Source organism: Rhodanobacter denitrificans (assembly GCF_000230695.2).
Lineage (GTDB): Bacteria > Pseudomonadota > Gammaproteobacteria > Xanthomonadales > Rhodanobacteraceae > Rhodanobacter > Rhodanobacter denitrificans.
Genome location: NC_020541.1, coordinates 1,709,705 through 1,724,160, shown reverse-complemented (window position 1 = coordinate 1,724,160; position 14,456 = coordinate 1,709,705). Strand labels below are relative to the sequence as shown.

Sequence of the window (14,456 nt, the reverse complement as noted above, 5' to 3'; positions counted from 1 at the left end):
ACGGCAATTGACGCAAATCGTTCGCTCGTCGCCACCGGATGCGACGAGTCATGTTTAAGCAAGATCAGGCGGGCCAATACATCCGCTTCAAAGGAACGAGCCGCTTTGTTTCGGCATCCGTTTTGTCGTAATGCTCGATCAGTGCTCGGATCAAATTGTCCAGAGTCCACAGCGTAAGCGGCACCGCTGCCCGATCGGCCTCGTAGAGCGCATCCTTGCTAAATCCACCCGTGCTTACGTAAAGGCCACGATCGTCCTTGTGCCGTCCGCCAAGAAAGCTGCGAATCGCCTGGCTGCCCATCTGGCCGCTGCGATGTTTGACCTCGACGACAATGCGCGGATCCTGGAAACCGAAGCCATCGGGCGACGCGATGATGTCCTTGCCACGATCGGCACCTACAGGTGACACCTGAGTCTTGTAGCCCATGGCGCGCAGGATGCCTGCGACAAGTTGCTCCATCTCTCGTGGGTCCAGTGCACTGACCAGATCCTTGATTCGCTCCACCGCTGCCGTCTCGATATCGGCAAAGGGATCAACCACGTCTTCTGCTGCAGCGTCTTCTTCGGGAACATTCTTTACGGGCTTGCCAGCCGCCGCCGCAACCAGCTCCGTCGCTACCATGTCAGGAATGAGAAAAACTGTGAGCGTCGAACCCAGACTGTTCTTTGCCGGAACACTCAAGTTGTCACGATCGATCTCGCCAGGTTGCCATTGGACAGGACGCACCAGCGCCATGCTATCGACCGCCCAATCAGCGCGATGCTGTGCGGGGCCAGTCACCTTGCCGAGTAGATAAGTGCGATTTGATGGCGAATAGGTCAACACATAGTCGCCCACGGCTATCTCGTTGATGAAACGCCAAACTTGGGAGGCCCCAGAAATTGCAGTGCCTGGCTTCGCTTGTGGCTCATCCAGAAGATAGAGGCCCGTAAGTTCTTTGCGGGTCATGCCTGGCCTTGCTCTTGCAGCCAGCTGGTTCCACCCGATAGCGGCTACACCACGCTCACGGAAGTCCTCATACAAGCGACCGCCTTCACCGCGAACCATCCATACTTTCGCCATACGCCCCCCGTCATTTGCCTTACACCCTCAATCTGGGTGATTCGTTACCTGCCTAACACGTCGATAGTAACCAACAAGCTCTGCATCGCGAGGCTTGTCTGAAAAAAAGCCCCGCAATGCGGGGACTTTGCCATCGCTTTCCCTAAATGACGTCATATACCTGCAGTGAGCACTCTACGAATCTCTGCCCCTGCGAGTTCGTGCATCCACTCCACCGTCGCATCGAGCAACTTGGCGACCGACACGCCACGCGACGAGAAGATTTCCGCCAGCGCATGATAATAGCCCAGCGTGCCGGCGCGGCCGCCGGTGAAGCGCTCGAACACGCGGGTGCCGACTTCGGGGTCTTCGAGGTCCTGCACGATGGCGCGGGTGTTGTGCAGCTTGTCGCAGGCGCTGACCAGCAAGGTCGCGTCGGGGGCTTCTTTCAGATGCGCGAGGTAGGCGAGCTTGCGTTCGATCCAGTCGCGGCGTTTGGCCTCGGCGTCGGTGTGGCTGGCCTTGCCTTCGGCGGTGCCGTCGGTGCAGTCCTTGACGATGATGGCGACGGCGTCGCCGAACTGCGCTCGGATCGCCGCTTCGTGCGCGACGCCGCAGTCTTCCAGGGTGTCGTGCAGCAGGCCGGCGATGACCTGGTCTTCGTTGCCGCCGAACTCGATCACCAGGCTGGCCACGCCGAGCAGGTGGTAGAGGTACGGGATGTTCGAACCCTTGCGGCATTGCGCGACGTGGGCGATGCGGGCGTAGTCGACGGCGCGAGTGAAGCGGTCGGTGAGTGCGGTCATGGCGTTCCCCCTGATTGGTTCCATCGCGCGATGGTGGCCGCGGTGGGTCGCAGGGGGCGAGATCGGGGCTGGACGTGCCGAAGGTCAGGAACCTTACCTGCTGCCCTCCTGCAGGCAGCGGGAAGCATTCACTCGCCGACGTAGCTGCGCGGCACGCGCTTCAGGCCGCACAGCAGCTGGTAGGCGCTGCCTTCGCTGTGCGCAGCCAGTTCGCCGACCGGCACCTGCCCGCCCCACAGCTCGACGCGGCTGCCGAGGCCGGCGGCGGGGTGGTCGGTGAGGTCGACGGTGAGCATGTCCATCGACACGCGGCCGACCAGCTCGCCGGGCCGGCCGTCGATGCTGACCGGGGTGCCGTTGGGGGCGAACTGCGGGTAGCCGTCGGCGTAGCCCATCGCGACGACGCCGATGCGGCTGGGGCGCCGTGTGACGAAGCGCGCGCCGTAGCCGATCGGTTCGCCGGCCGCCAGCTCGCGCACGCCGATCACCTTCGAGGTCACCGTCATCACCGGTTGCAGGCGGTCGGCGACCGGATGCGGGGCGGCGAACGGCGTGGCGCCGTACAGCATCAGGCCCGGCCGCGCCCATTCGCCCTGTGCGCTGGGCCAGCCGAGCAGCGCGGGGGAATTGCCGAGGCTGGTGGCCAGGCGCAGCTCGTCGCACACCTGGTGGAACAGCGCGCGTTGCTCATCGGTGCGCTCGCAGTCCAGCTCGTCGGCGCGGGCGAAGTGGGTCATCGCCACTACCTCGCGCACCTGCGGCATGGCCTGCAGGCGTTGCAGGCTGGCGCGGTAGTCCGCCGCGGCGAGGCCGAGCCGGTGCATGCCCGAATCGAGCTTCAGCCAGAGCGTGAATGGTTTGCTTGGGCGTGCGCGTTCGATCGCGTCGATCTGCCATTCGGCCTGCACCACGCACCACAGGTCGTGGGCGTCGATCAGCGCCAGTTCGTCGGCTTCGAAGAAACCTTCCAGCAGCAGGATCGGGGCGCGAATGCCGGCCTCGCGCAGTTCCAGTGCCTCCTCGATGCAGGCCACCCCGAAACCGTCGGCTTCGCCTTCCAGTGCCTGCGCGCAGCGCACGGCACCGTGACCGTAGGCGTCGGCCTTGACCACGGCCAGCGCCTTGCGTCCGCCCAGCTCGCGCGCAAAGCGGTAGTTGTGGCGCAGGGCGGCCAGGTCGATCAGGGCACGTGCCGGGCGCATCAGGCAGGGACTCCCGCGGTCGGGCGCGTACTGTAGCGCGAGATGTCCAGGCCTTCGCGGCTGATCTGCGGCTTGCGCCCCGCGATCAGGTCGGCCAGGTAGCGACCGGAACCGCAGGCCATGGTCCAGCCCAGGGTGCCATGGCCGGTGTTGAGGTAGAGGTTGTCCAGCCGGGTGGCGCCGACCACCGGCGTGCCGTCCGGAGTGGCCGGGCGCAGGCCGGTCCAGAACGTGGACTGGCTCAGGTCGCCGCCGTGCGGGTACAGGTCGCCGACCACTTTTTCCAGGGTGGCGCGGCGGCGCGGCGACAGCGACAGGTCGAAGCCGGAGACCTCGGCCATGCCGCCGACGCGGATGCGCTGGTCGAAGCGGGTCACCGCCACCTTGTAGGTTTCGTCGAGGATGGTCGAGGTGGGCGCCATCGCCGGATCGGTGATCGGCAGGGTCAGCGAGTAGCCCTTCAGCGGGTACACCGGCAGGTGGATGCCCAGCGGCGCCAGCAGTTGCGGCGTGTAGCTGCCCAGCGCCAGCACGTAGCGGTCGGCGCGTTCGAGCTTGCCGTCGATGCGCACGCCGGTGAGGCGGCTGCCGTCGTGTTCGAGTTTTTCCACGGTGGCGCCGAAGCGGAACTCGACGCCGGCCTCCTGTGCCCGCGCGGCGAGCCGGCGGGTGAACAGCTCGCAGTCGCCGGTCTGGTCGTTCGGCAGGCGCAGCGCGCCGCTGAGCTGGTCGACCACCCCGGCCAGCGCCGGCTCCACCCGCACGATGCCGGCACGGTCGAGCAATTCGTACGGCACGCCGTACTGCTTGAGCACGGCGATGTCCTTGGCCGCGTCGTCCAACTGCGCCTGGGTGCGGAACAACTGCACCGTGCCGAGCTGGCGGCCTTCGTAATCCAGCCCGGTTTCGGCGCGCAATTCGTCCATGCAGTCGCGGCTGTACTCGGACAGGCGCACCATGCGCGCCTTGTTGATCGCGTAGCGGCTGGCGGTGCAGTTGCGCAGCATCTGCAGCAGCCACAGGTATTGCTGCGGGTCGAGGCCGGGGCGGATCGCCAGTGGTGCGTGGCGCATGAACAGCCACTTCAAGGCCTTCAGCGGCACGCCCGGGGCGGCCCACGGCGAGGCGTAACCGGGCGAGATCTGGCCGGCATTGGCGAAGCTGGTCTCGCGGGCCGGCGCGCTTTCGCGATCGACCACGGTCACCTCGAAACCGGCGCGCGCCAGGTACCACGCACTGCACGTGCCGATCACGCCGCTGCCCAGAATCAGTACCCGCATCGCGCTCCCCCTTCCGCCGGTTGGCCTGCGGCAAGCCGCAGGAATGATCCCGACGAGTATAGGAACGATCGGCCAATCTTATTTTCTGTCTTTTGCGATGTTGATGGGTAAAATCACTGCCAGATTGGCAATCATTGGTGAACCCATGGCGGTGAAGCGGCGGGAATTCGACAAAATCGACCGGAAGATCCTCCGCGTGCTGCAGGACGAGGGGCGGATCTCGTTCACCGAACTGGGCGAGCGCGTCGGCCTGTCCACCACGCCGTGCACCGAGCGCGTGCGCCGGCTGGAACGCGACGGCGTGATCACTGGCTATCACGCGCGGCTCGACCCGCACCTGGTCGGCGCCGGCCTGCTGGTATTCGTGGAGATCAGCCTGGCCTACAAGTCGGGCAACATCTTCGAGGAATTCCGCAACGCCGCGCTGCGCCTGCCCAACGTGCTGGAGTGCCACCTCGTCTCCGGCGCGTTCGATTACCTGATCAAGGCGCGCATCTCGGGCATGGCCTCGTACCGCAAGCTGCTCGGCAACACCTTGCTGACCCTGCCGAACGTGCGCGACTCGAAAAGCTACATCGTGATGGAAGAGGTCAAGGAAACGCTCAACCTGCCGGTGGGCGAGCGTGCGGAACCCACGAGATAGAAGGCGGAACCACCCGCGTAGGTTGGGGTGAGCGCCAGCGAACCCCAACGCCCACATCGCCAAGGACGACCCGATGCGTTATCGAAGAGCCCGCGCCACTGGCGGAACCTATTTCTTTACCGTCAATCTGGCCGACCGCTCCAGCCGCCTGCTGATCGAGCGTATCGACACGCTTCGTCAAGCAGTACTAACGGTAAAGCAGCGGCATCCGTTCGAGATCGTCGCGTGGGTGGTCTTGCCCGAGCACATGCATGCCGTATGGACATTGCCGCCGGGCGACGCCGACTTTTCTACCCGCTGGCTACTGATCAAGGCCGGTTTTTCCCGCACGATTGAACATGGCGAAACCATTCGTGGCTCCCGGCTGCGCAAGGGTGAACGCGGCATCTGGCAACGCCGCTTCTGGGAGCACCAGATCCGCAATGAGAGTGACCTTGCACGGCATGTCGATTATGTGCACATCAACCCGGTGAAGCACGGTCACGTCGCCAAGGCGAGGGATTGGCCGTATTCGTCCATCCACCGATATATCCGTGAGGGAACAGTCACGGCGGATTGGGGATGTGATCCGGATCGTGTTGGGATTGATGGCGAGCGTGGCGGGTGATGTTGGGGTTCGCTGGCGCTCACCCCAACCTACGCGAGTGCCGTAAATCCGTAGGTTGGGGTGAGCGCCAGCGAACCCCAACACCCAACCAAACGAAACAGGCCCCGACATGCGGGGCCTGTTTCACGAGACGAGGATGCGGCAACGTTTACGCGAACGGGTCGTCCAGCACGATGGTGTCGTCGCGGTCGGCACCGGTGGCGACCAGGGCCAGGCGACAGCCGGAGAGTTCCTCGACCGCACGCAGGTAGGCACGGGCGGCGGGCGGCAGCTGGTTCCAGTCGCGGATGCCGGCGGTGGATTCCTGCCAGCCGGGGAATTCCAGGTAGACCGGCTTGCACTCGTCCCAGCCATCCGCATCGAGCGGGGCCAGTTCGCGGCGCTTGCCGCGGTATTCGTAGGCGATGCAGACCTTGACCGTGTCCAGGCCATCGAGCACGTCGAGCTTGGTGATGGCCAGGCCGTTGATGCCGTTGATCTGGGTAGCGCGCTTCAGCGCGACCAGGTCGATCCAGCCGCAGCGGCGCGGGCGGCCGGTGCTGGCGCCGAATTCGTTGCCCTTCTTGCGCAGCAGCTCGCCCATGTCGTCGTTGAGCTCGGTCGGGAACGGGCCGCTGCCGACGCGGGTGGCGTAGGCCTTGCAGATGCCCAGCACGTAGTCGATGTCGCCCACGCCGACGCCGGTACCGGCGAGCGCGCCGCCGATGGTGGTGTTGGACGAGGTGACGTACGGATAGGTGCCGTGGTCGATGTCGAGCAGCGCACCCTGCGCGCCTTCGTACAGGATGTTGCCGCCGTCCTTGCGCACGTCGTGCAGGATGGTGGCGACGTCGTCGACCAGCGGGCGGATGTACTCGCCCCAGGCCAGCGCGTCCTTCAGCACGGCGTCGTAGTCGACCGGCTCGGCCTTCAGCCACTGGGTGAGAATGAAGTTGTGGTACTCGACGGCGGTCTTCAGCAGCGCCGGCAGCTCATGCGGGTACATCAGGTCGGCCACGCGCACGCTGCGGCGGGCGACCTTGTCCTCGTAGGCCGGGCCGATGCCGCGGCCGGTGGTGCCGATGGCCTTGCCGCCGGCGGCGATCTCGCGCGCCTTATCCACCGCGATGTGATACGGCATGATCAGCGGCGTGGCCGGGCTGATCTTGACGCGCGAACGCACCTCGACGCCGTTCGCTTCGAGCTCGGCGATCTCGGTCATCAGCGCGGCCGGCGACAGCACCACGCCATTGCCGATCAGGCACAGCGCGTCTTCGCGCAGGATACCCGAGGGAATCAGGTGCAGCACGGTCTTCTTGCCCTTGATCACCAGCGTGTGGCCGGCGTTGTGGCCGCCCTGGAAGCGCGCCACCGCGCTGACCCGCTCGGTCAGCAGGTCGACGATCTTGCCCTTGCCCTCGTCGCCCCACTGCGCACCCAGAATGACTACTGACTTGCCCATGCTGCATTACTCCGAGATGTTCTCGCTCAGGTTGGTGGCGTCCCGTCGGGCGGGACCACGCGTATCAATGAAAAATTTGCAACAGCACCAGGCCGGTCACCATCGCACCGGCGCCGAACAGCCGCAAGGTGCGCGGCGGCAGTTTCAGCGCCTCGCGCACTATCGCCTGCCAGCCTTGCGGCGCCGCGAACAGCAGCAGGCCCTCGATCACCAGCATCAGGCACAACGCGGCAGCCAGCTGGTGCATCGGGGTCGACTCAGCGTTTCTGCGCGGGCTGTTCGAAGTAGCGCAGGAACTCGTCGTCGGGCTTCATGATCAGCACGCCCTTGCCATCCTCGAACGAGGTACGGTACGCGGCCAGGCTGCGGTAGAACGTGAAGAATTCCGGATCCTGGTTGTACGCCTGCGCGTAGATGGCAGCCGCTTCCGCGTCGCCTTCGCCCTTCACCTTGGCCGCGTCGCGCTGGGCGTCGGCGCGCAGCACCTGGCCCTGGCGATCGGCGTCGGCCTGGATCTTCTCGGCCGCTTCCTGGCCGGTGAAGCGCAGTTCGTTGGCCAGCTGCAGGCGCTCGGCGCGCATGCGCTTGTATACCGACTCGCTGACCTCGTTCGGCAGGTCGATGCGCTTGATGCGCACGTCGACCACGGCGATGCCGAGGTTCTTGCGCGCCGAGGCGTCGGTCTGCGCACGCACCCGTTCGGTGATGTCCTTGCGCCCGCCGGAGATCAGGTCGGGCAAGGTCCGCGCGTTGAACTCGAAGCGCAGCGCGTCCTTCACGATCGGGGTCAGCCGCTGCGCCGCCTGCAGCTGGTCGCCGCCGGTGGCGCGGTAGTACGCGGCGTTGTCGGCGACGCGCCACTTCACGTAGAAGTCGACGTTGACGCTCTTCTTCTCGGAGGTGAAGTAGCGCTCCGGCGGCGCGTCCAGCGACAGGATGCGCTTGTCGAAGTGCATCACCTGCTGGATCACCGGCAGCTTGAAGTGCAGGCCCGGCTGGTAGTCGGTGCGCACGATGCGGCCGAACTGCAACAGCAGCGCGCTGTGCCCTTCGCTGACCACGAACATGCTGTTGAGGCCGAGCAGGACGACCAGCAAGGCAACGATGGCGGAACCGATCTTCATCATGGCTGCGCCCCCTTGCCGGCCGCGCTGCCGGTCGGCGGCGACACCACCGCACCGGTCGTGCCCGCGTCGGGCTGCGCCGCGGCCGGCGAACCCTGCGGCGTCGGCAGGTTGATGATGTTGCGGCCGTTGGAGCCGTCGATCACCTTGGGGTTCTTCGCCATCACCTGTTCCATCGTTTCCAGCCACAGCCGCTTGCGGGTCACTTCCGGCGCCGCCTTGTACTGCTTCAGCAGCAAGTCGAAACGGGCGGCGTCACCGGTGGCCCGGGCCACGCGCTCGGCCTTGTAGCCGGCCGCCTCGGCGGCGATGCGCGCGGCATCGCCGCGCGCCACCGGCACCACCTTGCTGGCGTAGGCCAGGGCGGCGTTCTCGATGCTCTGCTTGTCCTCGCGGGCGTTGTTGACGTCGTCGAACGCGTCCTTCACCTCGTTCGGCGGTGCCACGTTCTGGAAGCTGACCTCGGTGACGCGCAGGCCGGAGTCGTAGGTGTCCAGGGTCTTCTGCAGGGTCTCCTGTGCCTGGGCGACCAGGCTGGCACCGGCGGCGGACAGGATCTGGTCCATGTCGCTGCTGCCGATCACCGAGCGCACCGCGGCCTCGGCGGCGGCGCCGATGGTGCCGTCCGGGTCGTTCAGCGAGAACAGGTACTTGCGCGAATCGTCCACCTGGTACTGCACGGTGAAGTCGATCGTGATGATGTTCTCGTCCTTGGTCAGCATCGCCACCTTGTCGGTGACCGAGCGGATCCGCGTGGCCTCGACCTTGGTGACCGACTCGATCGGCTGCGGCAGCTTCAGATGGAAGCCCGGCGGCAGGGTGCGCGAGTACTCGCCGAAGCGCAGCACCACGCCGGCCTGGCGCGCGCCGATGATGGTGTAGCTGCTGAACAGCAGGCCGACGATGAGCAGCACCAGCACGCCGGTGAGCAGGCTGCCGGGACCCTGTCCCAACTTGCCCAGGCGCTTCCTGGCGTTGTTGAGCAGATCGTCCAGCGGCAACTTGCCGCCCGGGCGATTCCTGTTCCACGGATCACGTTGCCCGTTGTTGCCGGGTTCATTCCATGCCACGAGTCAGTCTCCTAGGGGCCGTCGGGAGGCCGGCAACCACGGCCGGAACACGCCTTGCACCGGGTTGTACACGAGATTCAGCCAAGGCTGTCGGAATGCCGCGCCGGCCGTCTTTCGGGGCCGCGCAAACAGCGGGGATTCTAGCAGAGCGCGGCAGGCGCCGCGCGCAGTGCGCTGGCGTCATTCCGCCACGGCCAGCAACTGGCGCAGCAACCGGGTCTCGGTGGGGTCGCCGCCGCTGAGCGGGGCGATCACGCTGCGCGGTGCGTCGATGTGCAGCTGCCAGCCGTGTTCGTCCACCGTCTCGCCGCTGATCGCGCCGGCGGCCTTGAGCCGCGCGTGCAGGCGCCCGGCCGACAGCGGCAACTGCAGCGCCGACTGCACCCGCTCGCCGCCAAGCAGTTCGCCCAGCGCCTGGCGCAGCAGATCCAGCCCGGCTCCGGTGGCAGCGGACAGCCAGACCCGCACCGGTTTGCCGGTGCCGTCGCGTTCGATCCGCGGCTCGGCGCCGGCCAGGTCGATCTTGTTCATCACCTGCAGCTGCGGCACGTCGCCGGCGTCGATTTCCTCCAGCACCTTGTCGACGACGTGATGCAGGCGATCGCGTTCCTCGTCGGCGGCGTCGCTGACGTGCAGCAAGAGGTCGGCGTCGCGCGCCTCGGCCAGGGTGGCGCGGAACGCGGCGACCAGGTCATGCGGCAGCTCGCGGATGAAGCCGACGGTATCGGCCAGCACGGCCGGGCCGCAGCTGAGGCCCTCCAGCTTGCGCACGGTGGGATCCAGCGTGGCGAACAGCAGGTTGGCAGCGTAGACGTCGCCGGTGGTCAGCGCATTGAACAGGGTCGACTTGCCGGCGTTGGTGTAGCCGACCAGGGCTACGCGCGGCACCGTGTTGCGCAGCCGCGCACGGCGTTGCTGGCCACGCTGGGTCTGCACCTTTTCCAGCCGCCTGGTGAGCATCTTGACCCGCTCGCCGAGCAGGCGACGGTCGGTTTCCAGCTGGGTTTCGCCGGGACCGCGGTTGCCGATGGCACCGCCGCGCTGGGTATCCAGATGGGTCCAGCCGCGCACCAGCCGGGTGGCCAGGTGCTTCAACTGGGCCAGCTCCACTTCCAGCTTGCCTTCGTGCGAACGGGCGCGCTGGGCGAAGATGTCGAGGATCAGGCCGGCGCGGTCGACCACGCGGATGCCCAGGTGCTTTTCGAGGTTGCGTTCCTGCACCGGGGTCAGCACGTGATCGACCAGCACCAGGTCGGCCTCCAGCGCACGCGCCGCCTCGGCCACCTCGTCCGCCTTGCCGGTGCCGATGTAGTAGCGCGGGTTGGGATCCTCGACGCGGGCGCTGATCACGCCCAGCACCTCGGCCCCGGCGGACTTCACCAGCTCGGCGAATTCCTCGGCACGACGCGCGGCATCGCCTTCGCCGCGGGAATGCGGCAGGACCAGGACGGCGCGATCGCCTTTCTTTTGTCTATCGAACACTAGTGGGTGTGATCCTTCAGGAGCAGACCCACTTCATGCGGGCGGGCTGCCCTTCTATCAAGCGTCCGCGTCGGCGGAAGCGACCGACGTGTCGGACGGATGCTCATGGCCCTCATGGCCTTCGTGGCCATTGCCGATACGTACGTTGCGGCTGGGTACCACGGTGGAGATGGCGTGCTTGTACACCATCTGGCTTACCTGGTTGCGCAGCAACACCACAAACTGGTCGAACGACTCGACCGTCCCCTGCAGCTTGATGCCGTTGACCAGATAGATGGCTACCGGCACGCGTTCGCGCCGCAACGCATTCAGAAACGGATCCTGCAACGACTGCCCCTTGGACATTTCTTGTTCTCCCCTTGCCACGGACAGACCGGAGAAAAAACGCCGGTGGCGCCCCGGTCCAACATGACCGGGATGTTAGCTGCTTTCAAATACTTGATGAAAGAAGATTTTTGCGCGGCGCAAGTGCACTGGGTCACGCTGGCGACGCCGGACCGCCCGGCCCGTCCAGAAACAGCCGTACGGCCGCCGCGGCGCGGGTGGCCAGGCCGGGCTGGTCCGGGTCGAACAGGCGGGCGCCGTAGTCGCTGCGCAGCCAGGTGATCTGCCGCTTGGCCAGCTGGCGGGTGGCGTAGATGGCGCGCTCGCGGAATTCGGCCGGATCGGTCAGGCCGTCCAGGTGTTCCCACGCCTGCCGGTAGCCGACCGCGCGGATCGCCGGCAGGTCGGCGTGCAGGTCGCCGCGCGCCCGCAGCGCGCGCACCTCGTCCAGGAAGCCCTCCGCCAGCATCGCGTCGAAACGCCGGGCGATGCGCTCATGCAGCACGCGCCGGTCGGTCGGCAGCAGCGCCAGCTTGAGCACGCGCCACGGAAAGCGCGCCGTCGTCCCGCCGCGCTGCAATTCGGAAAGCGGCCGGCCGCTCAGTTCGATCACTTCCAGTGCGCGCTGCAGGCGCTGCACGTCGTTGCAGCCGATCCGGCCGGCGGCGGCCGGATCGAGGCTCGCCAGCCGCGCATGCATGGCCGGCCAGCCGAGTTGCCGCGCTTCGGCGGCGAGTCGCGCGCGGGTCGCCGGGTCGGCCTCCGGCAAATCGGACAGCCCCTGCTGCAACGCGCGGAAGTACAGCCCGGTGCCGCCGACCAGCAGCGGCACCCTGCCCTGCGCGCTGACCCGCTGCATCACCGGCAATGCGTCGGCGCAGAAATCCGCCGCCGAATACGGCTGGCCGGGATCGCGGATGTCGACCAGCGCATGCGGATGGCGCGCCAGCGTCGCCGGGTCAGGTTTCGCCGTGCCGATGTCCATGCCGCGGTAGACCAGCGCCGAATCGACGCTGACCAGATCCAGCGGAAACCGCTCGCTCAGCCCGCATGCCAGCGCGGTCTTGCCGGAGGCGGTGGGACCCATCAGGAAGATGGCGAGGGGGCGGCTATCGAGCGGCATCGCGACAGTTTAAGGGTTGCCGCAACGCAAGAGGCCCGCGTCGTCGACGCGGGCCCCGGTGCTGGCGCGAACGCGCGGCTTACTTCGCCGGCACGCCCATTTCCTTGAGCAGGTTGTCGGCGTGGTCGAGGTGGTGCATGACCCACAGCATGTAGCGCACGTCGACCTGGATCGAGCGGTTGAGCTGCGGGTTGAACAGCCAGTCGCCGCTGACCGATTCCCAGTTGCCGTCGAACGCCAGGCCGACCAGCTGGCCGTTCGCGTCCATCGCTGGCGAGCCGGAGTTGCCGCCGGTGATGTCCAGGTCGGCCAGGAAGTTGACCGGCAGCGTGCCCAGCTTCGGCGAGGCATAGCTGTCGAACGCCTTCGCCCTGATCGCGGCCAGCTCCGCCTTGGGCGAGTTGAACGGTTCCACGCCGGTGTCCTTCTCGACGATGCCCTGCGCGGTGGTGAACGGCGCGTAGCTGACGCCGTCGCGCGGCGCCACGCCCTGCACGTTGCCGAAGGTGACGCGCAGCGAGCTGTTCGCATCCGGATAGACCGGCAGCTTCTGCGAGTCCTTCCACGCGATCATCGCCTGCATATAGCGCGGACGCAGCTTGCTCATCTCGCCGGCGCGGGCATCGGATTCATCTTCCAGCTTCTTCAGCTGAGGCTGCACCGCGCGGGCGAGCGTGAGCATGCTGTCGTTGCTGGCGTCGATCGCCTTGCTGTCGGCACCGAACCACTTCATGCGCTCGTCGGCGTTGCCGAGCTTGCTGCCGGCATACAGTGCGGCGACCTTTGCCTTGATCGCAGCCGCGGTCTTCACATCACCAAGCCAGGCGTCCAGCGCAGGCAGTCGCTGCGCCTGCGGCAACGCCACGTAGCGCGTGAGGCCGTAGACCATGAACTGCTGGTCGACGCCCGGGTCGTAACGGCGGTCCATCTGTTTCAGGCCGCCCTCGATGCGCACCCAATCGCGCTGCTGGTAGCCGGCGTCGCGCTCGAGATCGGCCTTGGGCCGCTCCTTCGCCAGGTGGGTCAGGCGCACCGCGGTGCTGAACAGCTGGGCGCGACTGACCAGGCCGATGGCCAGGTCGCGCTCGCGATTGGCCCGGTCGGCGGCGATCTGCTGGCGCAGCTTGCCGATGTCGGCCGCCAGTGCGGTGTTCCCGGCGCCGCCCTGCTGCTTCAGCCAGGCCTCCAGCTGCGCTTCCTGTGCGCGCTTCACCGTGACCGCGTCGGCGCGACGCAGGCCTTCGAGCTGGCCGCCGAAATTCTTCAGGTAGTTGTTGAGGCCGGCGACCATGCTGGCGTACTTCACCGCCACCTTGGGGTCGGCCTTGCCGGCGGTGTTGATGATGTTCAGCGTGTCCTCGTACACCTTGATCTGGGTCGGGTAGACCCAGTCGATCGAACTCTGCACCTCGTCGGCGAGGCGGTAGCGGTTGGTACGGCCCGGGTAGCCGACCACCATCACGTAGTCGCCCGCTTCCACGCCGTGCGGATTCACCTTCAGCACGTGCTTGGGCCGGTACGGCACGTTGTCCTTCGAGAAGGCGGCGGACTTGCCGTCCTTCGAGACGTAGGCGCGCAGGTAGCCAAAGTCGCCGGTGTGGCGCGGCCACATCCAGTTGTCGACGTCGCCGCCGAACTTGCCGATGGATTCCGGCGGCGCGTAGACCAGGCGCACGTCCTTGATTTCCAGCTGCCTGATCAGCTGGTAGCTGTAGCCGCCATGGAAGGTGTAGACGTCGCAGCGGTAGCCGTCGCTCTCGCAAGCCTTCACCTGCTGCTTGATCGCCTGCTCGATCGTCTTGTAGCGCTCGGCGCCGCTCATGCCGTCATTGAGCTTGACGGTGATCGCCGCGGTAACGTCGCGGATTTCCTCGGTGACGAAGATGCGCGCGGACGGGCCCGCGGAGAGTTCGTCGGCCTTGGTCTTCGCCAGGAAGCCCTGCTCGATCAGGTTGTTTTCCGGCGTGGAGTTCAGCTGCAGCGCGCCGTAGACGCAGTGGTGGTTGCTCACCACCAGGCCTTCGGGCGAGACGAACGAGGCGGTGCAGCCGCCCAGGCTCACGATCGCGCCCATCGGGTAGGCGGTGAGGTCGGTCAGTGTCTTTGGGTCCAGCTTCAGGCCGTGCTGCTGCAGCGTGGCGGCGATGCCCGGCAGCTGGGCAGGCTGCCACATGCCTTCGACGGCATGGGCGGACGAGATGAGGCCGACGGATACGGCGGCAGCGAGCAATAGACGACGCACGGGAATCTCCTGGTGAAAGCCGGCCCCGGAAAGCCGGCAAAGGTGACGCAATAACTTGCGTCTTATGCCC

General features: G+C 66.6%; 14 protein-coding genes. 2 read left to right on the top strand and 12 right to left on the bottom strand.

Going from position 1 to position 14,456, the window contains the following annotated elements:
* Window positions 1-64: 64 nt before the first annotated feature.
* The 4 genes from R2APBS1_RS07725 to R2APBS1_RS07710 form a co-directional block, all read right to left on the bottom strand.
* Window positions 65-949 (bottom strand): restriction endonuclease, encoded by an 885-nt coding sequence (locus R2APBS1_RS07725; RefSeq protein WP_235644682.1) that lies wholly within the window; start codon window positions 947-949, stop codon window positions 65-67.
* Between the two features lie 266 nt (window positions 950-1,215).
* Entirely contained in the window at window positions 1,216-1,848 is a 633-nt protein-coding gene (locus R2APBS1_RS07720) for an HD domain-containing protein (RefSeq protein WP_015447486.1), read from the bottom strand.
* A 128-nt stretch (window positions 1,849-1,976) separates the two neighbouring features.
* Window positions 1,977-3,050 (bottom strand): alanine racemase, encoded by a 1,074-nt coding sequence (gene alr / locus R2APBS1_RS07715; protein WP_015447485.1) that lies wholly within the window; start codon window positions 3,048-3,050, stop codon window positions 1,977-1,979.
* A complete protein-coding gene (locus tag R2APBS1_RS07710) occupies window positions 3,050-4,330 on the bottom strand; it encodes a D-amino acid dehydrogenase (protein ID WP_015447484.1) in 1,281 nt (426 codons plus the stop codon). Before R2APBS1_RS07710 ends, alr begins: the two co-directional genes overlap by 1 nt.
* A 145-nt stretch (window positions 4,331-4,475) precedes the next feature.
* Between R2APBS1_RS07710 and R2APBS1_RS07705 the strand changes: the two genes are divergently transcribed.
* Complete coding sequence (locus R2APBS1_RS07705; RefSeq protein WP_007509842.1) at window positions 4,476-4,973, top strand: winged helix-turn-helix transcriptional regulator; 498 nt, start codon at window positions 4,476-4,478, stop codon at window positions 4,971-4,973.
* Between the two features lie 73 nt (window positions 4,974-5,046).
* Window positions 5,047-5,580, top strand: coding sequence for an REP-associated tyrosine transposase (locus R2APBS1_RS07700; RefSeq protein ID WP_007509844.1), 534 nt, complete (start codon window positions 5,047-5,049; stop codon window positions 5,578-5,580).
* Window positions 5,581-5,728: 148 nt separating this feature from the next.
* Here R2APBS1_RS07700 and R2APBS1_RS07695 read toward each other — a convergent pair whose 3' ends face one another.
* From R2APBS1_RS07695 to R2APBS1_RS07660, 8 genes are all read right to left on the bottom strand, one after another.
* Window positions 5,729-7,021, bottom strand: coding sequence for an adenylosuccinate synthase (locus R2APBS1_RS07695; RefSeq protein WP_015447483.1), 1,293 nt, complete (start codon window positions 7,019-7,021; stop codon window positions 5,729-5,731).
* A 64-nt stretch (window positions 7,022-7,085) separates the two neighbouring features.
* On the bottom strand, window positions 7,086-7,268 hold the full coding sequence (locus R2APBS1_RS07690; protein ID WP_015447482.1) for a DUF2065 domain-containing protein: 183 nt from the start codon (window positions 7,266-7,268) through the stop codon (window positions 7,086-7,088).
* Window positions 7,269-7,278: 10 nt separating this feature from the next.
* Window positions 7,279-8,145 carry a protease modulator HflC gene (hflC, locus tag R2APBS1_RS07685; RefSeq protein WP_041676696.1) on the bottom strand — a complete coding sequence of 289 codons (867 nt, stop codon included), beginning with the start codon at window positions 8,143-8,145 and terminating at the stop codon, window positions 7,279-7,281.
* Complete coding sequence (gene hflK / locus R2APBS1_RS07680) at window positions 8,145-9,215, bottom strand: FtsH protease activity modulator HflK (protein WP_015447480.1); 1,071 nt, start codon at window positions 9,213-9,215, stop codon at window positions 8,145-8,147. The genes hflC and hflK overlap by 1 nt, the downstream gene beginning before the upstream one ends.
* Before the next feature lie 180 nt (window positions 9,216-9,395).
* A complete protein-coding gene (hflX, locus tag R2APBS1_RS07675) occupies window positions 9,396-10,697 on the bottom strand; it encodes a ribosome rescue GTPase HflX (RefSeq protein ID WP_015447479.1) in 1,302 nt (433 codons plus the stop codon).
* A 57-nt stretch (window positions 10,698-10,754) separates the two neighbouring features.
* A complete protein-coding gene (gene hfq / locus R2APBS1_RS07670; RefSeq protein ID WP_015447478.1) occupies window positions 10,755-11,042 on the bottom strand; it encodes an RNA chaperone Hfq in 288 nt (95 codons plus the stop codon).
* A gap of 133 nt (window positions 11,043-11,175) precedes the next feature.
* Window positions 11,176-12,144, bottom strand: coding sequence for a tRNA (adenosine(37)-N6)-dimethylallyltransferase MiaA (gene miaA / locus R2APBS1_RS07665; protein WP_015447477.1), 969 nt, complete (start codon window positions 12,142-12,144; stop codon window positions 11,176-11,178).
* Between the two features lie 79 nt (window positions 12,145-12,223).
* Window positions 12,224-14,386: a S46 family peptidase gene (locus tag R2APBS1_RS07660; RefSeq protein WP_015447476.1), complete on the bottom strand. Its 2,163-nt coding sequence runs from the start codon at window positions 14,384-14,386 to the stop codon at window positions 12,224-12,226.
* Window positions 14,387-14,456: the final 70 nt, after the last annotated feature.

What these genes read in the sequence shown, in the direction of transcription:
- hfq (WP_015447478.1), bottom strand. Translation starts at nt 11,042, where the DNA reads ATGTCCAAGGGGCAGTCGTTGCAGGATCCGTTTCTGAATGCGTTGCGG.
- hflC (WP_041676696.1), bottom strand. Translation starts at nt 8,145, where the DNA reads ATGAAGATCGGTTCCGCCATCGTTGCCTTGCTGGTCGTCCTGCTCGGC.
- R2APBS1_RS07705 (WP_007509842.1), top strand. Translation starts at nt 4,476, where the DNA reads ATGGCGGTGAAGCGGCGGGAATTCGACAAAATCGACCGGAAGATCCTC.
- alr (WP_015447485.1), bottom strand. Translation starts at nt 3,050, where the DNA reads ATGCGCCCGGCACGTGCCCTGATCGACCTGGCCGCCCTGCGCCACAAC.
- R2APBS1_RS07725 (WP_235644682.1), bottom strand. Translation starts at nt 949, where the DNA reads ATGACCCGCAAAGAACTTACGGGCCTCTATCTTCTGGATGAGCCACAA.
- R2APBS1_RS07720 (WP_015447486.1), bottom strand. Translation starts at nt 1,848, where the DNA reads ATGACCGCACTCACCGACCGCTTCACTCGCGCCGTCGACTACGCCCGC.
- R2APBS1_RS07695 (WP_015447483.1), bottom strand. Translation starts at nt 7,021, where the DNA reads ATGGGCAAGTCAGTAGTCATTCTGGGTGCGCAGTGGGGCGACGAGGGC.
- miaA (WP_015447477.1), bottom strand. Translation starts at nt 12,144, where the DNA reads ATGCCGCTCGATAGCCGCCCCCTCGCCATCTTCCTGATGGGTCCCACC.
- R2APBS1_RS07690 (WP_015447482.1), bottom strand. Translation starts at nt 7,268, where the DNA reads ATGCACCAGCTGGCTGCCGCGTTGTGCCTGATGCTGGTGATCGAGGGC.
- R2APBS1_RS07710 (WP_015447484.1), bottom strand. Translation starts at nt 4,330, where the DNA reads ATGCGGGTACTGATTCTGGGCAGCGGCGTGATCGGCACGTGCAGTGCG.
- R2APBS1_RS07700 (WP_007509844.1), top strand. Translation starts at nt 5,047, where the DNA reads ATGCGTTATCGAAGAGCCCGCGCCACTGGCGGAACCTATTTCTTTACC.